General features: G+C 66.6%; 17 protein-coding genes. 9 read left to right on the forward strand and 8 right to left on the reverse strand.

What is annotated here, in order from left to right; translation table 11 throughout:
- Nucleotides 1–2: 2 nt before the first annotated feature.
- From HH308_RS10800 to HH308_RS10820, 5 genes are read left to right on the forward strand one after another with little or no spacing between them, the layout of a single operon-like run.
- A complete protein-coding gene (locus HH308_RS10800; protein WP_211188388.1) occupies nucleotides 3–1,568 on the forward strand; it encodes a class I adenylate-forming enzyme family protein in 1,566 nt (521 codons plus the stop codon).
- Nucleotides 1,565–2,950: a styrene monooxygenase/indole monooxygenase family protein gene (locus tag HH308_RS10805; protein ID WP_170194208.1), complete on the forward strand. Its 1,386-nt coding sequence runs from the start codon at nucleotides 1,565–1,567 to the stop codon at nucleotides 2,948–2,950. Before HH308_RS10800 ends, HH308_RS10805 begins: the two co-directional genes overlap by 4 nt.
- Nucleotides 2,947–4,368, forward strand: coding sequence for an amidohydrolase family protein (locus tag HH308_RS10810; protein ID WP_170194209.1), 1,422 nt, complete (start codon nucleotides 2,947–2,949; stop codon nucleotides 4,366–4,368). The genes HH308_RS10805 and HH308_RS10810 overlap by 4 nt, the downstream gene beginning before the upstream one ends.
- Before the next feature lie 5 nt (nucleotides 4,369–4,373).
- Nucleotides 4,374–4,919 carry a flavin reductase family protein gene (locus tag HH308_RS10815; RefSeq protein WP_170194210.1) on the forward strand — a complete coding sequence of 182 codons (546 nt, stop codon included), beginning with the start codon at nucleotides 4,374–4,376 and terminating at the stop codon, nucleotides 4,917–4,919.
- 58 nt (nucleotides 4,920–4,977) lie between these two features.
- Nucleotides 4,978–5,547, forward strand: a complete 570-nt coding sequence (locus HH308_RS10820) for an OsmC family protein (RefSeq protein ID WP_246284512.1) — start codon at nucleotides 4,978–4,980, stop codon at nucleotides 5,545–5,547.
- An 11-nt stretch (nucleotides 5,548–5,558) separates the two neighbouring features.
- Here the strand turns inward: HH308_RS10820 and HH308_RS10825 are convergent, their stop codons facing one another.
- Complete coding sequence (locus HH308_RS10825) at nucleotides 5,559–6,149, reverse strand: TetR/AcrR family transcriptional regulator (protein WP_170194212.1); 591 nt, start codon at nucleotides 6,147–6,149, stop codon at nucleotides 5,559–5,561.
- Between the two features lie 744 nt (nucleotides 6,150–6,893).
- Here HH308_RS10825 and HH308_RS10830 point away from each other — a divergent pair.
- From HH308_RS10830 to HH308_RS10840, 3 genes are all read left to right on the forward strand, one after another.
- Nucleotides 6,894–7,649 (forward strand): SDR family oxidoreductase, encoded by a 756-nt coding sequence (locus HH308_RS10830; RefSeq protein ID WP_170194213.1) that lies wholly within the window; start codon nucleotides 6,894–6,896, stop codon nucleotides 7,647–7,649.
- A 123-nt stretch (nucleotides 7,650–7,772) separates the two neighbouring features.
- Complete coding sequence (locus tag HH308_RS10835; RefSeq protein ID WP_170194214.1) at nucleotides 7,773–9,005, forward strand: acyl-CoA dehydrogenase family protein; 1,233 nt, start codon at nucleotides 7,773–7,775, stop codon at nucleotides 9,003–9,005.
- A complete protein-coding gene (locus HH308_RS10840) occupies nucleotides 9,002–10,012 on the forward strand; it encodes a phosphotransferase family protein (protein ID WP_170194215.1) in 1,011 nt (336 codons plus the stop codon). Before HH308_RS10835 ends, HH308_RS10840 begins: the two co-directional genes overlap by 4 nt.
- A 1,171-nt stretch (nucleotides 10,013–11,183) precedes the next feature.
- Here the strand turns inward: HH308_RS10840 and HH308_RS10845 are convergent.
- Nucleotides 11,184–11,873, reverse strand: coding sequence for a histidine phosphatase family protein (locus tag HH308_RS10845; RefSeq protein ID WP_170194216.1), 690 nt, complete (start codon nucleotides 11,871–11,873; stop codon nucleotides 11,184–11,186).
- Between the two features lie 79 nt (nucleotides 11,874–11,952).
- Between HH308_RS10845 and HH308_RS10850 the strand changes: the two genes are divergently transcribed.
- Entirely contained in the window at nucleotides 11,953–12,345 is a 393-nt protein-coding gene (locus HH308_RS10850) for a VOC family protein (RefSeq protein WP_170194217.1), read from the forward strand.
- 27 nt (nucleotides 12,346–12,372) lie between these two features.
- Here HH308_RS10850 and HH308_RS10855 read toward each other — a convergent pair whose 3' ends face one another.
- The 6 genes from HH308_RS10855 to HH308_RS10880 form a co-directional block, all read right to left on the reverse strand.
- The gene (locus tag HH308_RS10855; RefSeq protein WP_170194218.1) at nucleotides 12,373–12,861 is read right to left on the reverse strand and encodes a hypothetical protein; all 489 of its coding nucleotides are present in this window, start codon (nucleotides 12,859–12,861) and stop codon (nucleotides 12,373–12,375) included.
- A 121-nt stretch (nucleotides 12,862–12,982) separates the two neighbouring features.
- On the reverse strand, nucleotides 12,983–14,020 hold the full coding sequence (locus tag HH308_RS10860; RefSeq protein ID WP_170194219.1) for a sigma-70 family RNA polymerase sigma factor: 1,038 nt from the start codon (nucleotides 14,018–14,020) through the stop codon (nucleotides 12,983–12,985).
- Nucleotides 14,021–14,442: 422 nt separating this feature from the next.
- Nucleotides 14,443–15,846, reverse strand: a complete 1,404-nt coding sequence (locus tag HH308_RS10865) for an L-serine ammonia-lyase (RefSeq protein ID WP_170194220.1) — start codon at nucleotides 15,844–15,846, stop codon at nucleotides 14,443–14,445.
- Nucleotides 15,847–15,853: 7 nt separating this feature from the next.
- Nucleotides 15,854–16,444 (reverse strand): sarcosine oxidase subunit gamma, encoded by a 591-nt coding sequence (locus tag HH308_RS10870; RefSeq protein WP_170194221.1) that lies wholly within the window; start codon nucleotides 16,442–16,444, stop codon nucleotides 15,854–15,856.
- Nucleotides 16,437–19,280, reverse strand: a complete 2,844-nt coding sequence (locus HH308_RS10875) for a 2Fe-2S iron-sulfur cluster-binding protein (RefSeq protein ID WP_170194222.1) — start codon at nucleotides 19,278–19,280, stop codon at nucleotides 16,437–16,439. Before HH308_RS10875 ends, HH308_RS10870 begins: the two co-directional genes overlap by 8 nt.
- The gene (locus HH308_RS10880; protein WP_170194223.1) at nucleotides 19,277–19,534 is read right to left on the reverse strand and encodes a sarcosine oxidase subunit delta; all 258 of its coding nucleotides are present in this window, start codon (nucleotides 19,532–19,534) and stop codon (nucleotides 19,277–19,279) included. The genes HH308_RS10875 and HH308_RS10880 overlap by 4 nt, the downstream gene beginning before the upstream one ends.
- Nucleotides 19,535–19,554: the final 20 nt, after the last annotated feature.

A 19,554-nucleotide genomic window follows, 5' to 3' on the forward strand; every position in this document is an offset into this window, starting at 1 on the left:
GCTTGCTCCGACACCGTGCGGACACCGGCCCCGACGACGTCTTCCTGGTCTTCCAGGGATCCGATGCCCGCGTCGAGATCACCTACGCCGACATGGCGGACCGCGCACAATCGACGGCGGCTGCCCTGTCCGCGCTCGGTGTCACTGCGGGCGAACGGGTCGTCGCGGCCGTGACCAACAGCGTCGAGTTCTTCGAAATATGGTTCGGGACAGTCGAATTGGGTGCGGTCTTTGTTCCGGTCAACCCGCTCAACGCGGCTGACGAGATCTGCTGGATCCTTACCGACACACGTGCGATGCTGGCGATCGGCAACGACGACACCGTCGAGACGCTGCGCGCCGGAGCGCAGTCGGCGGGTGGCGACGTCTCGGTTGTCCGCGTGGATGACGTCGCCGCACATGCCAGAGCCATCGGAAACTCTGGTGCCGCAACATATCCCGCGGCGTCGTCGAAGATCGCGCCGACCGATGCCGCGGCGATCCTCTACACCTCGGGAACCACCAGCCGACCGAAGGGCGTCGTCGTGACGCACGCCAACTACCTACACGCCGGCACCGAGGTGGCCCGCCATCTCGACCTCGGCTCCGACGACCGCTGGCTCGTCGTGCTCCCGCTCTTCCACGCGAACGCGCAGTACTACTGCACCATGTCGGCGATGGTGGCGGGCGCCTCGATCGCCGTCGGGCACCGGTTCTCCGCGTCGAACTGGGCGCGCTGGGCCCATGAACTGCGACCGACCCTCGCGAGTCTGTTCGCCGCACCCGTCCGGATGATTCTGCGCGCACCCCGAACCGACGACGACGGCCGAAACGGTCTTCGTGCAACGCTTTTCGCGCAGCACCTCGACGCCGACGACGTCGCCGACTTCGAGTCGACCTTCGACTGCCCGTTGATCCAGCTCTACGGAATGACCGAGACCATCGCGCCGGCGACCTTCAATCAGCTCGGTCCGGACCGCCGGGCCGACCGCATCGGACCGGCGCTGGGCGGTCGTGTGCTGCGGGTCGTCGACGCCGCGGGCAACGACGTCGCCGACGGCGAGGTAGGGGAACTCCTCGTCGGCGGGCTACCGGGACAGTCGCTGATGGCCGGCTATCTCAACAATCCCGACGCCACGGCATCGGCTATGGCGGACGGATGGCTGCACACCGGCGATCTGGTCGCCGTCGACGCCGACGGGTCGTACCGGTTCGTCGACCGCGCCAAAGACATGATCAAACGCTCCGGCGAGAACATCGCGGCGTCGGAGATAGAACGGGTCGTCGACGCGCATCCGGCGGTCGCCGAGAGCGCGGCCGTCGGCGTCGCAGACCCGGTGTACGACGAGGCGATCGTCGTGCACGCCGTCCTCGCCCCCGGCGCACAGGCGTCACCGGACGACATCATCTCGTGGTGCGCGCAACGCCTCGCCCGATTCAAGGTGCCCGACGCGGTTGTTCTGTGCACGGAACTTCCCCGCACCAGCGTCGGCAAGGTGCGCAAGGCAGATCTCCGACAACCATCGCAATTCGATTCGACGACAACGACATTCACCGCTTCAACCCAATCGCAAGGAGTGCTCTCGTGACCAGGATCGCTGTCATCGGCGCCGGACAAACCGGCGCCACCGCCGCCCTCGGCCTGCTCAATCGAGGCCATGAAGTATCGCTGTACAGCGATCGAAGCCCGCAGAATCTCTTCGAGAACACCCCGGCGACCGGAACCGCCGTCATGTACGGCGAAGCCCTCGCCGTCGAAGCGCGGCTGGGGATGAACACCTACCGCGACGTCGCGCCACCGATCGACGGCATCACCGGCCTGCTGCTGAGCGAACCGGGGATGGAGTTGATGCGGATCAGCGGAGAGTTCGGCAGCGAGCTGCGCGGCGTCGGAGTCGACACCCGCATCCGATCGTTCGACCGGATGAACGAGTTCATCCGCATGGGCGGACGATTCGTCGTCGACGAGGTGACCACCGACAACATCGACGACATCGCCGCGGCCCACGACCTCACCCTGGTCTCCACCGGCAAGGGCGGACTCAGCGCGATGTTCGCGCGCGACGACGAGCGCAGCGACTACACCGAGCCGCAGCGGTACTTGGCGATGATCACCGTCACCGGGCTGCCGGTCGACGAAACCGCGTTCACCCATCGCAGCGATGCGGGCGGCCGGCACAACGCGTTGTCGATCGTCGGCGGGCTGGGCGAATCGATCTGGTGTCCGTATCTGCACAAGACGAACGGGCCGTCGTGGAGCTTCCTGGCCTTGGCCCGCCCGGGGACCGAGTGGGAGGCGCGCCTGTCGGCTCCGACGTCGGCCGACGAAATGCTCACCGCGATAACGGATCTACACCGCGAGTACCTGCCGTGGGACGCGGCCGACGTGGAGAGGATGGAGGTGCTCACCAGCGATCGCCACTCGTGGCTCAAGGGGCGGGTGCTGCCGATCGTGCGCGAAGCCGTCGGTCACACACCGGGCGGCCGAGCGGTGATGTCGCTGGGCGACACGTCCATCGCCTTCGACCCGATCGGTGCGCAGGGCGCACAGTCGGGAATCAAACAGGCCGGCTTCTACGTCGACGCCATCGCCGACCACGACGGTCCCTTCGACGCCGCGTGGATGGCCGCCACCTTCGACGGGTACTACGAGCGCTACGGCCGCGCCGCCAATCTCGTCACCAAACTGTTCCTCGAGCAGGCCGCGGGCGGTCCCGTCAACGAACTCCTGATCACCGCGGCCGCGGGCGACTCACGCGTCGCGTCGGCGCTGTACGGAATGCTGGCGACACCGCAGCGCTCACTGCCGATCGACAGCGTCGACGCGGCACTCGCGTGGATCTCGCGCGCCGTCGACGACGGCGACCCGCAGGCAGTACTCGACCGTGCCGCGGCCTCGATCGCCGACGCCCTGCGCGCCCACACCGAGGGCCGCGCGTTCTTCGCACGCCCGGAACTGAGCCTGCGATGAGCAATCTGCTGTTCCGCAACGGGTACATCGTCAGCATGGACGACGCGATCGGCACCATCCGGGGCGGCGACGTGCTGATCCGCGACGGCGAAATCACCCACGTCGGTGGGCCGATCAGCGACCTTCCGCCCGACACCGAGATCATCGACGCGCACGGCGGAATCCTGTCGCCGGGATTCGTCGACACTCACCGGCACTGCTGGATGACCTGCCTGCGCGGACTCAACGTCGACCACACGCTGATGGAGTATCTGACGTTCGTCCGCCAGAACGTCGTCAATCTGTACTCCGCCGACGACGTCGGCTTCGGCAACTACATCGGCGCTCTGGAAGCGCTCGACGCCGGGGTCACCACGGTGCTCGACCACAGTCACAACATCATCGGCCCCGACTACGCCGACGCCGCCGTCGACGGCCTGCGCCGCTCAGGCATCCGGGCGGTGTTCGGGTACGGATTCCACGACGCGCAGGCAGAACAGTCGGGCTTTGCGACCCCGGAAGATCGCTACGCCGACGCCGCGCGGATCGCCCGCGAACTGGCCGACGATCCGCTGATCGACTTCGGCGTGGCACTGTCGGAGACCGGCATGGTGCCGTTCACGCAGACCCGACGCGAGATCGAGGTCGGGCGCGAGCACGGCGGACTCATCACGACGCACATGGCGTGCGCGCCCGGGCTCAGCGTCTGTGCGGGGCTCGAACAGTTCAGGGCAGGCGATCTGCTGGGACCGGACATGGTCTTCTCGCACGGCGTGCTGCTCGACGACGACGACATCGCGAGCATCACTGCGGCCGGCGCATCCATTGCGTGCGTTCATGATTCGGAGCTCGGCATGGGTGAAGGGCCGGTCGTGCTGCACAAACTGCACGCCCACGGTGCCCGCGCCACCTTCGGCGCCGATTTCGCGCCGCTGATCAACGGCGATCTCTTCGGGATGATCCGGTTGTCGATGGCCGTCGCGCGCGGTGCACGGCACGCCGACACCGTCGCGCAGGGCCAACTCATCGGCTCGGTGGGTCTTCCGATGCGCTACTTCCTCGAAATGGCGACCCGCAACGGCGCGGCGGCGCTGCAGATGGATGATCGCGTCGGCAGCCTCACGCCGGGCAAACGCGGCGACGTCGTACTGCTCAAACCGCATGGAATGTCGATGATTCCGCTACCGGAGCCGATCGAAGCCTTCCCGCTCTACGCGTCGTCGGCGAATGTGCATACCGTCGCCGTCGACGGCCGGTTGGTCAAACGCGACGGACAACTGCTCGGCGTCGACCTCGCCGCGATCGGTCGAGAAGCCGAACGTCGACACGAAGCGGTCTACTCCGCGGGCGCCCGGGAACCGTTCGCGATGCCGGCCGACTGGCGTGAACAGACGGCGCAGGCCGAGCAGATCTGGTCGGCCAACCTCGCGGACGCGTGAGCGCGATGGTCACTTCTGCGTCGTCGGACTCCCCGGCCGAGGTTCTCGATCGCAAGACGGTCTGGGATTCGTTCGCCTGCTGGGCCACCGGGGTCTGCGTCGTCACCGCTCGGGCCCGCGACGGCCGGCCGATCGGTGTCACGGCCACGAGCTTCTGCCCGGTTTCGGTGACTCCGCCGATCGTCGCGTGGTCGCTCGACAATCGCTCGGGCAGCCTCGCGGTGTTCGGGGAGACCTCCGAATTCGCCGTGCACGTTCTCGGCGAGCATCAAGACGAGACGTCGGCCTGCTTCTCGACGCCGGGATCGGACAAGTTCGCCTTCCGGCCGCTGGAATCACCCGACGGATTGCCGTTGCTGCGCAACTATCTGGCGCGGTTCGTGTGCGACCGCGATCAGCAGATCACCGCGGGCGATCACACGCTCTTCTTGGGGCGCGTTCGCAGCCTCGACCGCACCGACGGCACCCCGCTGCTGTACTTCACCCAACGCTACGGCAGATACGCGCTGCACCCTCGACATGACCGGTCACGGCCGACCGACTGGCTGTGACGTACTCGAAACACATTGCTGCACAATCTAATTCACTGACCAATCGATGAGGAGCACCATGACCGCCGCCACCCAGACTCTCCGCAACGGCGTCGACACCGCCGCACTCGCCCAGACGATCGGGGCCGTGAAGGACAATCCCGACCTCGCGAAGGTGACGTTCGCCGTCGACTCACAGTGGCTCACCGGATGTCACCAACGCGCCCACACCGGTCGGCTCCGACAGAACGGGGTCGAAGTGCCGTCGGGGCACGCGGGCTACGTTCTGGACTCCGACGAGCCCGTCGCGTTGCTCGGGTCCGACCGCGCCGCGAGCCCGGGCGAATACGTCCTGCAGGCGCTCGCCGGTTGTTACGCCGTCAGCTTCGCCACCCACGCCGCCAAGCGCGGCATCGAACTCGACTCGCTGCGCCTCGAACTGGAGGTCGACTTCGACCTGCAGGGCTTCCTCGAAGTCGACGACACCGTACGCCCGGGCGCGCAGGAGATCCGGGTCGTCGTGCACGCGACGTCGTCGAACGCCGACGACGCACAGCTGCGTCACCTCACCGACGTGGTGCAGCGACGTTCACCGATCAGGGACACACTGGCGTCGCCGGTGCGAGTGGTGACGACGCTGGCGGGGTGAGTCAGGCCTGATCACGCGTCGACCACGCGAAGAGCCAGATCACCGTAGAACGTCCCGATCCGCTCTGGGGGGAGCGGGCCGTCGGGCTGATACCACCGCGCGATGTCGATACCCATCGATAGCAGTGCCATCGTCGTCGTTCGTGCGTCATCGGTGTGAAAGGTGCCCGACGCCACGCCCGCGTCGACGATCGCTCGCAGCCGCGTGGTGATCTCCCGACGTAGTCGACCGACCGCGTCGCGGTGTTCGGGAGTCAGGGCGCTCAGCTCGTAATTGACGACGCGCGTGCTCAATGGATTGCGTGCGTGGTACTCGGCGAATGCGGTCATGACCGAGCGCAATTGTCCGGCCGCGTCGGCGGAGGCATCGATCGCGGCGTCGATGATGCCCAGGGTCGAGCGATGTCCTTCCACGCTGAGCTGGTAGAGCAGATCCTCTTTGGTGGGGAAGTGTACGTACATCGCAGCGGGGCTCAGACCCGCGGCCGCGGCGATCTCGCGCGTCGAGGTGCCGTGGAACCCACGGTCGGCGAATGCGGCCACCGCGGACTCGAGCAATCGAGTCCGCGTCCGCTCGGCCTTGGTCTCCTCGCCGGGCGCCATCACAATTCTTCCCCCTGGCCAGTGAGCGGATTCATCACATCCTCAATTGTTTCAAACCCGATGTGAGTGCGGGTGTAGAGACGACAACGTCGCTGCCCGAGTGCCGAAGCGAGGTACGGGGTTCGGTGAACCAATCCCGCTCCCCGAGTGCCGAAGCGAGGTGACAGCTTCGGTGTACCAATCCCGCTCCCCGAGTGTCGAAGCGAGGTACGGGCTTCGTGTACCGCTCGCTCCCCGAGTGCCGAAGCGGGGTGACAGCTTCGGTGAACCGATCCCGATCCCCGAGTGTCGAAGCGAGGTGACAGCTTCGGTGTACCAATCCCGCTCCCCGAGTGCCGAAGCGAGGTACGAGCTTCGGTGTAACGAGGGGCTGGCGACACTAAGAACCCAACCCGACCCGGAGAATCTGCGGATTGAGCGAGCTTGCGAGTCGAAATCGCGGGGGCCGAATCATCCACTGTTTCAAGGTTCTTGGTGCGTTGGCATCGTCGGCTTACGTGGTTTCGACACGGGCCTTCGCTAGCGCTTCGGCTCGGCTCAACCGGCAGGAGAGACGCGGTGGGTGTTGCGCTTCGGCCCGGCTCAACCGGCGGGGAGACCCGGTGTCGCACTGCAGCCCGGCTCAAGGCGGGCGGCCGAGAACAGTGCCTTGCCGGTTGACAGTCGACCGCTCATCGGGCAGCCTTGTCGCAAATGCTAAGCGAGCGCTTACTCGGTCTCGCTGACGGGAAATGAGGCACTTCGATGGGCAAGAGATTTGACGGCAAGACGGCAATCGTCACCGGCGCCAGCCGCGGGATCGGATTGGCGATCGCACGCCGACTCGTCGACGACGGCGCACGCGTGGTGATCACCGCGCGCACGCGGGATGCGCTCGACGCCGCGGTGGCGGATTTGGGCGGCCCATCGGTCGCCTTGGCGGTCAGCGGGCGCGGCGACGATCCGGTACATCAGGATGAGGTGATCGCCGGCGCCATCGAAACATTCGGCGGCGCAGACTTTTTGGTCAACAACGCGGGTATCAACCCGGTGTACGGCCCGCTGATGGCGTTGGACCTCGACGCCGCCCGAAAGACTCACGAACTGAATGTGCTCGCCGCGCTGGCCTGGGCTCAGAAGGTTCATGCCGCCTGGCAGGGGGAGCATGGCGGAGCGATCGTGAACGTGGCGTCGGTGGCGGGCCTCCGACCGGCGCCGGGTATCGGCTTCTATGGCGTCACAAAGGCCGCCGTGATCCACCTGACCGAGGAATTGGCGGTGGAATTGGGCCCGAACATCCGGGTCAACGCGGTGGCGCCGGGTGTGGTCAAGACGAAATTCGCCACGGCACTCTACGAAGGCCGGGAAGAGGATGTGAGTGCGGCCTATCCGCTCAAGCGATTGGGAATCCCCACCGACATCGGGTCGGTGGTCGCCTTCCTGCTGTCCGACGACGCCGCGTGGATGACCGGTCAGACCCTGGTCGTCGACGGCGGCCTGCTGCTGGCCGGCGGCGCCTGACAACAAGCGCACGATCCCGACCGTCGACGGCGTTTTCCCTGACGGGGCTTGACGCGGCGGGGTGTTCGATGACAATGTGAACAAGCCGAGCGAGCGTTCGGTCTGACCCTGAGGAGAACGTCGATGCCGATCGACCTGACCTATTCCCCCGACATCGTCGACCTGGTGTCGCGCACCGAGAAATTCATCGCCGACGTCGTGCTGCCCGTCGAGAACGAATTCGCCGGTGACATCACCGCGGCGGGCGGCGACGAGCGGCGTCGCACCCTGAACGCCGCGGCCAAGGCCGCCGGTGTCTTCGCCCCGCACGCGCCGATCGAGTACGGCGGTGCTGGACTGAACATGTCCGACCGTCTGCCGGTGTTCGCGGCGGCAGGCTATTCGACGTTCGGTCCTGTCGCCCTGCATATCGGCGCCCCCGACGAGGGTAATGTGCACATGCTCGCCCACATCGCCACCGACGCTCAGCGCGATGAATTCCTCGCGCCGCTCGCCACCGGCGAGGTGCGGTCGGCATTCGCGATGACCGAACCGGCACCAGGTGCCGGGGCGGACCCCAACGCCCTGAACACCATCGCCACCCGCGTCGACGGCGGCTGGAAGATCAACGGCCGCAAGCGATTCATCACCGGCGCCGACGGCGCCGCATTCTTCATCATCATGGCCCGCACTCACGGCGCGCCCGGCGACCGCGGCGGCGCGACGATGTTCCTGGCCAACGCCGACACCCCCGGCATCTCGGTGGACCGCCACATCAAGACGCTCGATCATTCGATGATCGGCGGACACTGCGAGATGACCTTCACCGATGTCTTCGTGCCCGACGCGAACGTGCTGGGGGAGGTCAACGAGGGCTACCGCTACGCGCAGGTCCGCCTCGGCCCGGCCCGCATGACGCACGTGATGCGCTGGCTCGGCTCGGCCCGACGCTGCCACGACGTCGCACTGAACTACGTCGCCGAGCGAGACGGCTTCGGCGGCAAACTCGGTGATCTCGGGATGATTCAGCAAATGTTGGCCGACAACGAGATCGACCTCGCCGCGTCGAACGCACTGCTGGTGGCCGCCTGCCATGCCCTCGACCGCGGCGAGCACGCGTCGAATGAGACATCGATCGCGAAAACCTTTGCCGCCGAAGCATACTCGCGCGTCGCCGACCGTAGCATGCAGATGTGTGGTGGCCTCGGCGTCTCGGAAGACCTGCCGGTTGCGCGGCTGGCGAACGAGTTGCGTCCCTTCCGCATCTACGACGGTCCGTCGGAAGTGCACCGCTGGGCCATCGCCAAGCGCGCCGTCGGCCGCGTCCGCAAAGCCAACCGGAACCAGTCGGCGGCAATGAGCGGAGCCCAGGCATGAGCGACACATCAGTGCTGGATCCCGTTGTCCTGGAAGCGTTTCTGCGGGACAACGATGTCGAGGTTGCCGGCGATCTGCACATCGATCTGATCAGCGGCGGCAAGTCGAATCTCACCTTCGGTGTCACCGACGGTGTCACGAAGTGGGTGGTTCGACGCCCCCCGACCGGCGGCCTCACGCCGTCGGCGCACGACATGAACCGCGAATGGGCCGTCACCAAGGGGCTGCAGGGAACCGCCGTTCCAGTTGCGGCCACCGTCGCCATCGATCCCGACGGTTCGGTCTTCGACGCACCGTGCACGATCGTCGAATTCGTTGACGGACAAGTCATTCGGACCCGCGATGACATCGAGGCGCTCGACGCCGCCGCCGTCAACGCGAACGTGTCGGCCCTCATCGACACCCTCGCCGCCCTGCACGCCGTCGACTACAACGCCGTCGGACTCGGCGACTTCGGGCGGCCCGACGGTTTCGCCGCGCGCCAGGTGAAGCTGTGGGCGCGTCAATGGGGCATCGTCAAAACACGCGAACTCCCCGACATCGACCGGCTGATCGCAGCACTGAGCGATCGTGTCCCGACGTCGGCGCGCAACGGAATCGTTCACGGCGACTTCCGCATCGACAACACCATCGTCGCCGCCGACGACCCGGGAAAGGTTCTCGCGGTGGTGGATTGGGAGATGTCGACGCTCGGTGACACCCTCACCGACGCCGCGCTGATGTGCACCTACCGTCGGCCGGTCTTCGACAAGGTAGTGGGCTTCAGCGCCGCGTGGACCAGCGATCGTTACCCGAGTGCTGACGAGCTAGCGTCCCGCTACGCCGATGCGGCCGGCATCGACCTCGGCGACTGGGACTTTTACCTCGGTCTGGCCAACCTCAAACTGGGCGTCATCGCCGAAGGGATCGCGCACCGGGCGTTGGCCGGTGCGGGAGACAGCGAGAATGCGAAAGCGGCGGAGGTGACGGGGGAGTTCATCGCCGAAGGGTTGAGGCGAGTGTCTTAGTTTCGTTCTTTGTTGTGTTGTGGCGCGCTGCGGGCGGTGGTCGGGCCGAGTCGGGCTCTGCTCACATTCGGGGAGCGGGGAGACGACTGAAGCTACAGCCCAAATTCCGCCCTCTCCGCTCATCGAGTGCCGACGCGAGCGCAGCGAGCGTCGGTGTATCGAGATGCCGTGAGCCGAAGTCGGAAGGCGATCACCTCCAACAGCGCACGCCCCCAACACCTTTCGCCCCGGCTTGGGCGCTTCATCTCACCAGCCCCTCTACTTCGTTACAACCGCTCGTTCCTCGCGGTCACTCAGCACGGCGGCTACACCGAAGCTCGTTCACTTCGACTCGTTCCTCGCTCAGCGCGGCACCTCGCTTCGGCACTCGGCCTGGATCCACCGATGAGACCCTCCGCTGGTTGAGCCTGGTTTCACCGATGGAGAACTCATCTCGCTGGTTGAGCCGGTCCGAGCGCCGTGCTGAGCGAGGCGCTAGCCGAGTCGAAGTAGCGCTAGCCGAGTCCGTGTCGAAACCTCTCAGCCACAACGACTTTCGACGGTCCGCGCCAATATCGGCGATGACACCCGGCAAGTGTCGCGTGTGCACCCTACGGGTGCACACGCCTCGATATTCGATACCATCACAGTCCGACATGTGCGCTACCATCAAATACATTGTGGTACAGTGGTTTCGACACGCTCGTCGCTAGCGCTCCTCGCGGCTCAACCAGCAGATGCAGTGCCCGGACCGCTGAAACCAGGTTGAGCCGGTCCGAGCGCCGTGCTGAGCGAGGCGCTAGCCGAGTCGAAGTAGCGCTAGCCGGCGCTTGCCGAGGTCCGTGTCGAAACCACGGTGACACAACAGATTACGCGCGACGGTTCATCTCACGCTCCGACCGTGGTGATCATCTCCAATCGTGCACCCAACAGGTGCATCCGACGGATGGGCTGTCCTGGTCTTCATTGACTCACCGAAACCTGTTGTCTCACCTTGGTTTCGACACGCTCGTCGCTAACGCTCATCACGGCTCAACCAGCAGAGGGGCCCCACCGTCGGTGGATCAAGGCTCGGGGACCGGGGGGTGCGAACTTCGAAATCAACCAAGACTCAACCAGCGGATGGCGCCGCCGTCGCGGGCTTCGCCGCAACCTCGTGCGGCGAAAACCTTTGCCCCGCAGCGCCCTTCGCTTATCGGAACGTTGCTATTCCGCCGTCGATGTCCGACAGGTGCATGTGCTCGTTGAACGACACCAAGTTCACCCCGCTCGCACCGACGATCAGTTTGGTCACCGAGGCGTTCATCATTGTCCGGGCGAGCGCCGGCCACGTCTGGCCGGGGATCGAGTACAGCTGCGAAATCCATTGGGCGATGACGCCCGCCGACGACACCACCAGCAGTGTCTTGCCGGAACTCGCCTGGGCCATCGCGTCGCTCGCGGCGGCCGCGACTCGCTGTGCGAACTGGGCGTAGGTCTCGCTGCCGTCCGACGGCGTCGCACCGTCGACCCACGCCGACAGCGCGGCGTCGATGCCTTTCTGAAAGCTCTTGCCGTCGGCGTAATCTTCGGCCGAGCGTGACGTCATCACGCTTGTCAGCTCGTACTCGTTCCAGCGGGTGTCCACCTGAGGTTCCGGCGCGGCGTCGAACGCCCCCAACACCCCGGCGAGCGTCTGCGATTGGCGCGGCAAGTCCCCGCTGATCGCGCCGGTGAAACCGGGAATCTGGTTGGCGAGCAGCTTGCCGGTGACAGCGGCCTGCGCGAGGCCGGTCGCGGTGAGACTGCCGATCGGACCGTCGGCGATGACGTCATCGGCCAGGTTGACTCCGTATGCGTTCGCCTGCGCTTGACCGTGCCGAACGAGGTAGATAGTGCCCATCGACCAACCCTATTCCCCGCGTCCGCGATGACTTTCCACCGGATGTCGGGTCTACCCCGGTATGGCGCCGACTCTGCTAGTGAACCTCCCGACCGCCGACGTCGCGCGTGCACGAGAGTTCTTCTCCCGAATCGGATTCACCCTCGACGCGCTGACGTCCGACGACGGGACACTCGTCGTGCAAGTGGGGTCGAGTCGTGTTGTGCTGCTGCGCTGCGAACGCTTCGCCGGCTACGCCGCCGCACCCACCGGCGCGGGAACGCGGCGAGTGTCCTCGGCGATGCTCGCGGTCGCGGTCGATGAGCGCGCCGACGTCGACCGGATCGTCGGACGCGCCCTACGGTTGGGCGCCCGCCCGATCCGCACCGTCGACGACGCCGGGTTCATGTACTCGCGAAGCTTTCGAGACCTCGATGGTCATGGGTGGGATGTCGTGTGGATGGATCCGACGCAGCTGGTCGGCGACGACTGAATCGACCGCAGTCGTCCGCGGCTCGGGTCATCGGACGGTGAATACGTCAGAACACGTCGAAGCGCCGAGGGTGAGGAGCGCGCCGCGGTTGGTCGGCTGCAACTCGATGCGTACCTTTCCCGAACCCGTGTAGACGTTGAAGAAGTACTTGGTGGCTCCCCCGGTCGCGCCGTTCGCCCGCAGGGTGGCGCGCAGCGTGCCCGAGCGTCGGGTGTTGAGGTTGGTCCACCGAACGGTGGCCATGTTGTCGTAGCCCCAGATGCTTTGGGAAGCCGAGATACCGATATCGGCCCGTCCACGGCCATTGCGATAGAACTGCCACACCGAGATGCTGCCGGAATACGGGTTGTCCACGATGTTCGGGCTGAGGCCCTGGCAGCGGTTGCGGGAGATCTGCGAGTTTCCGTCCGGATACCCCGTGTAGTCGGACGCGTTCGCGGTGCCCGCGCCGACGAGCACCGATGCGAGAATGGCGAGAACGACGACAGACGATCTGATCAGCGATAACCGAGTCATAGGGTCATGTCTACGGTACGCGCGGGTTGCGCGTCTGTTCTCTGGCAAGATCGTTACCAATCCTCAGCAACTGCGTGGGGTGTCACTGTGCTCGGCGCCGGTCCGGTAGCTCTACGCCGAGTCAGTCGTGTCGTCGCGCTTTCTCGGGTGTGGGTGGCAGTCCGAATCGTGCGAACAGCCCTTCGGTGTCGTCGGAGAAGAAGGCCACGACGTGGGAGACCTGCCCGGCGTCGGACAGTTCCAGCACCTGCAGCTGGAACGGATGGTGCGCACCGTCGGGTCCGATCATGTACAGACCGAATGCGATCTGACCGTTGGCGACCGTCGGCACCAGGATCTGATCGCCTGCCTTCTCCGCGGGGCAGTTGCGGCTGATGAGCGTACCGATCGACGCCGGGCCCCGATACCAACCGGTGAACGGCGGCATCTCCCAGATGGCGTCGGCGGTGAACATCTCGGTGATCGCGGCGACGTCGTAGCGTTCGAACGCCGAGACGTAACGGTCGAGCAGCCGCTTCTTGTCGTCGTCCAGATCAGCTGGATCGGGTTGTGTTGAATCACGTTGCGGTGCGACCGAACTCAACTGTGCGCGAGCGCGCTGCAGGAGGCTGTTGACGGTGGCCACCGACACGTCGACGGCGTCGGCGACCTCGGCCGCCTTCCAGCCCATCACATCGCGAAGGATCAGCACCGCGCGCTGCCGCTCGGGCAGATGTTGCAGCGCCGCGATGAAGGCGAGCCGGACGGACTCGCGCGCGCCGATGACATAGGCGGGATCGGCGTCGTCGCCGGGAGTCACGTCGTCGACGTCGCCGGCGTACGGCTCGAGCCACGGCACTTCGTGGTCTTGCAGGAGCGTGTCGGTGGGATCGAAGGCGTCAGAGCCGAGCCCGGACGGCAGCGGCCGACGCTGGGTGGACTGCAACGCGGTCAAGCAGGTGTTGGTCGCGATCTTGTGCAGCCAGGTGCGCACCGACGCGCGGCCATCGAACTTGTCGTACGCGCGCCATGCACGGACATAGGTGTCCTGGGTGAGGTCCTCGGCGTCGGCGTGGGAACCCATCATCCGATAGCAGTGCGCGATGATCTCGCGTCGGTACGGCTCGGTGGCGTCGAGGAAGGCGGTGTCGGGAGCGGTGGCGGTGCTTGCTGCTGACATGTGAGGAAGGTTACCGCAAATGCCCGACATGTGTACAGCGTGAACATGTTGGCGAGGCTTTGGGCGATGCGAGGGGTGGTTGCGTTGGCGAGTTCGTCTCGCCGCGCCTCGATACACCGAAGCTCGCGAGCTCGCTTCGGCACTCGGCGAGCGGGGAGGGGCGCGCGGGGAGCAGGGATGGGCGAGCAGGGATGGGCGAGCGGGTGAGCCGGGATGGGCGAGCGGGGAGAGGGCGCGCGGCGAGCAGGGATGGGCGAGCGGTGAGGGGCGCGCGCCGAGCGGGGTTGGGCGAGTGGTGAAGCGCAGGGGCGCGGTGGCGGTTGGGCGTCGTAGCTTGCAGGTGGGAAAATCAGGAAGGTAGTGGGCTAGCAAGGTCAGACTGCCCTCGGCAGCCCACTATTCAGACGATTTTCGCACCGCCCTCAACACTCGACGTAGTTCACCGGAACGTTCACCGCCAGGCCGCCCGTCGAGGTCTCCTTGTACTTCGAACTCATGTCCAGGCCGGTGGCCTTCATCGTCTCGATCACCTGGTCGAGACTCACCCGGTGCGCGCCGTCGCCGCGCAGCGCCATCCGCGCGGCGTTGATCGCCTTGCCCGCGGAGATCGCATTGCGTTCGATGCAGGGGATCTGCACGAGCCCGCCGATGGGGTCGCAGGTGAGACCGAGGCTGTGTTCCATCGCGATCTCGGCGGCGTTCTCGACTTGTTCGGGTGTGCCGCCGAGGATCTCGGCCAGCCCGGCGGCGGCCATCGACGCCGCCGACCCGACCTCGCCCTGGCACCCGACTTCGGCTCCCGAGATGGAGGCGCGCTCCTTGTACAGCGACCCGATCGCACCCGCGGCCAGCAGGAATCGCACGGTCACACCGTCGGGATCGAGCCTGCCGGCAGGCGTGTAGTGCATCGCGTAGTGCAGCACCGCGGGAACGATGCCGGCGGCACCGTTCGTCGGTGCGGTCACCACCCGACCTCCCGACGCGTTCTCCTCGTTGACCGCCAGCGCGACCAGATTCACCCAGTCCTCGGCGAACTCCGGGCTGCGGTCGGGGTCCTCGGCGACGAGCCGCTCATACCAGGCCTTCGCCCGGCGTCGAACACCCAACGTGCCCGGCAGTGTCCCCGACTGTGTGATTCCCCGACGCTCGCACGCGACCATCACGTCGCGGATGTGCAGCAGCCGATCGCGCAGCTCGGGAAGCGTACGTGTCTCGCATTCGATCGCCATCATCACGTCGCTGAAATTGCAGTGGTCGCGATGGCAGAGATCGAGCAGCTCCTGCGCCGAGGAGAACACCCGCGTGCTCGACGACGCCGGCGCGTCGGCCGCATCCATCGCCTGATCCTGCGACAACACGAAGCCGCCCCCCACCGAGTAATACGTCTGTCGATGGAGTTCGGCGCCGTCGGCATCGAATGCGGTGAGCAGCAACGCATTCGGATGAAAAGGCAGCACGGTCAGGGGGTGTTCGACGATGTCCTCGATCCGCAACGCCACCGTCGGTGCGTCGAGCGAGAGAGTGTAACCGAGGACGACCTCACCCGACGCGTGCTGCCGAGCCACCCGCACGTCCATCTCATCGGGCTCGATCTCCTCGGGCCGGTAGCCCTCCAGACCCAGCAGAACGGCGGTATGAGTGCCGTGACCCGCACCGGTCGCGGCGAGCGAACCGTAGAGATCCACCCGGACGGCGGCGACGTCGGGCAGTTGCGACCGGCCGAGGAGATCGGCGACGAACGAATGCGCGGCACGCATCGGTCCGACGGTGTGCGAACTCGACGGCCCGATGCCGATCGAGAACAGGTCGAAAACGCTGATCGTCATGTCTGGCCTAGCTGTACTCGGCGGCGGCGTCGAGCAGCCACTCGGCGAGGTAGTCGGCGAACGTCGACCGCACGAGGATGCGGTAGTCGTCGACGTCGAGCGGCAGCAGGATGATCGCCGCCTGCGCGAGCATGGTCTGTGCGGCCTGGCCCGGTGCGAATGCCGACGGGTGCAGGTCGAGCGAGCATCCCTTGGCGAGGACGTCGCGTGCCCGCGGCCCGCTGAGCCGGACGGTGGTGCGTTGCGCGGAGACGTCGGCGACGGCTCCGTTGAACGCACCCTCGGACGCGTCGATGGTGAGGGCCTCGATCAGTTGCCGTTCGAGTTCGAGACCGGACCGCTGCGAACTGGTCGCCAGCCATTCGCCGGGGCCCAGCCAGATCACCGTCGTCGTGTCGCCCGAGACCGCGGTGTTCGGCATCGTCGGCAATGCCGTGACACCGAGCAGCGAACTGATCCGGGCGTCGCCGGGATTGTCGGTCCAGATGTCGACCATGGCGACGAACGGTTCTTCGACGATCGACACCGCGCCGCCGAGCGAGGCGAATGCGGGGGTCCAGTTGTGCAGTGGTGAACGTGCTTGCAGTGTGTCAGCCATCGCGGCGGGCTCCTTCCGGGTCTACGAGGACGCTTCCGGTAACTTCGACGGGCACCAGCTCGTCACCTATCGGGACCGCCAGGGTATCTCCGATCCGGGCATGTCCGCCCTTGACCAGAGCAAGCGCGAACGGACGGTCGAGCCAGGCGCTGCGATAGCTCGACGTCACATGTCCGAGCATCGGCACCGGTGGCGCCGGCAGCTCGCCGTTGTCGGGTCGCTCGATGATCTGCGAGCCCTCCGGCAGGACGGTCGAGCGGTCGACCGGGAGGAGCCCGACGAATTGCTTGCGCATCGGGTTGAGGTTCTCCGCGCGGGTGTGCGAGCGCTTGCCGATGAAGTCGGCCTTCTTCTTCGACACCACCCAGTTCATGCCGAGGTCCTGCGGGGTGACCGTGCCGTCGGTGTCCTGCCCGATGATGGGATAACCCTTCTCCGCACGCAGCACGTGCATCGTCTCGGTGCCGTACGGCGTGATGTCGTACTTGCGTCCGGCGTCGATCAGCCGTTCCCACACGGCGGCGCCGTGCCAGCCGGTCACATTGACCTCGTAGGCCAGTTCACCGGAGAAACTGACGCGCGCGATCCGAACGGGGACCCCGTCGAGCCAGGTATCTCTCCAGGCCATGAACGGGAACACCTCGCCTGCGACGTCGACGTCGCCGAACACCTCGCCGATCAGATCGCGCGAACGCGGCCCGACGACGGGGAACGTCTGCCAATGGTCGGTCACCGACGTCATCCGCACCCGCAGATGCGGCCACTCGGTCTGCAGCCATTCCTCCATCCAGTCGAGGATGTGCGCGGCGCCACCGGTCGTGGTGAACACCATGAACCGATCGTCGGCCAGCCGCATCACGGTGCCGTCGTCGATGACCATGCCGTCGACGCCGCACATCACGCCGTACCGCAGCATGCCGACCTTCAGCGAACTCATCAGATTCGTGTAAAGCATGTCGAGGAAGACTCCCGCGTCGGGACCCTGCACGTCGATCTTGCCCAGCGTCGAACCGTCGAGGATGCCGACACCGCCACGCACAGCGGCACATTCGCGCAGCACGGCCGCATCCATGTCTTCGTCGCCGCGCGGGTAGTAGCGGGGACGCTTCCACATGCCGACGTCTTCGAACACCGCGCCGGCGGCGACGTGCCAGTCGTGGCAGACGGTCCGGCGTACCGGATCGAAGAGGCTGCCGCCGGAGCGCCCGGCCAGGGCGGCGAAGGCGATTGGCGTATATGGCGGCCGGAAGGTCGTCACGCCGAGGCTCTCCACACTGCGGCCGATGATGTCGGCGGTGATGCCCGACGCCACGACGCCCGACGTCTTGCCCTGATCGTGGGCGGTGCCGATCGTGGTGTAGCGCTTGATGTGTTCCATCGACACCATGCCCGCGTCGACGGCCTGGCGCAGGTCGGCAACGGTGGCGTCGCGCTGGACGTCGACGAACTGTCGCGCTTCGGTGCCGGCGTCTGGAACGAACCAGACGATGGCCGGTGCCGTCGTGGGCGTCGGATCGGCCGGGGTGGGCGTCGCCGAACGAACCGGCGGCAGGCCGAAGGACTTGAGAACCGTTGCCGCGGCGGCGGTTCCGGCTTCAAGGCAGCCGCCGAGATCGAACTCGCCGGCGGCGGCGCCGGCGACGCTGCACAGCGCGAGCTCACCGGCCGGGACGAATGCGCCGAGCGCGTCGTCGTAGCGCAGCGCCCCGCGCACCTGGCTGAACAGATGCACTGCCGGGTTCCAGCCGCCGCTGACGAGCAGTGTGTCGCAGGCGATTTCATCGTCGCCGACGATGGCGTGCGTGACGCGGTCACCGCCCTTCGTGCCGGAAACCAGTGCACCGGAACGTAGTTCGATGCCGCGGTCGGCGCAGACTGCCTGTCGCGTCGCGCCGGGCTGCTCGCGTGCGTCGACGACGGCGGCGATGCGGACCCCGGCGTCGTGCAGGTCGGCGACGGCGAGGTAAGCGCTGTCGTTGGTGGTGAACACCACGACGTCGGAGCCGATGCGCACTCCGTACCGGTGCAGGAAGGTGCGTGCGCTGCCGGCCAGCATGATGCCGGGACGGTCGTTGTCGGCGAATACGACGGGACGCTCATGCGCTCCGGTCGCGACGATGACGTGCTTCACCCGGATGCGCCAAATCCGTTGGCGTGCAACAGCTTCGTTGCCCCGGTGGTTTGTCCCGTCGCTGCGCTCGCCCCGGCGTTCGGCGGCGAGGATGAACCCGTCGTCGTAGTGGCCGAATGCGGTGGTGCGCTGCAGATGCACGACGTCGGGGTCGGCCGCGAGCGTGGCGACGGTGTGGGCGACCCAGTCCATGCCGGGGAGGCCGTCGAGAGTCTCGGTGCCACCGAGCAGCGAGCCACCGGCTTCGGTCTGCTCGTCGAGCAGGACTACACGTGCGCCCGCGCGTGAACAGGCAAGTGCGGCAGCCAGACCCGTGGGTCCGGCGCCGACGACGGCGACGTCGGCGTGAAGGTGCATGGCGTCGTAGGTCGCCGGGTCGGCGTCGGCGGCCAGCTTGCCCTGTCCCGGAATGCCGTGCGCCACCAGTCCGTCGAACAGTTCGACGGTGGTGGCCAGCATCATCGGCTCGGGGAACGGGGCGTCGATCTGCACGAGTCCGCCGGTGTCCTCGGCCCACGCCGCGGTGATGCCGCGCGGGCGGCCGAGCTTGATGCTGGAGGTGACGTGGTGAATTCCGTTGGCCAGCAAGGCCGATGCGAGAGTGTCACCCCGGTGGCCGGTCAGCTGCCGGCCGTTGAAGGTGAAGCTCAGCTCGAAGGAACGGTCGATGCGTCCGCGCTCGGCGGTGCGAAAGGGTGCGCTCATGAGGCGGGCGTGCCTTTCTCGAATGCGTAGGTCGCGGTGTCGCGCACGGCGTTGAACCAGCGTCGGCACCCGGCGTTGTGGCTCCACCGTTCGGCGAAGCGGCCCTTCGGGTTGTCGCGGTAGAACACGTAGTGCGCCCACTGCTCGTCGGAAAGTGCTTGTGGGTCAGCGGGATAGACGACATGAGCCTGCCCGCCGTAGTGGAATTCGGTCTCTTCCCGCGGTCCGCACCACGGGCATTCGATGAGTTGCACGGTGTTGTCCTCCTCGGATG

It is taken from the genome of Gordonia asplenii (genome assembly GCF_012933505.1).
Taxonomy (GTDB): domain Bacteria; phylum Actinomycetota; class Actinomycetes; order Mycobacteriales; family Mycobacteriaceae; genus Gordonia; species Gordonia asplenii.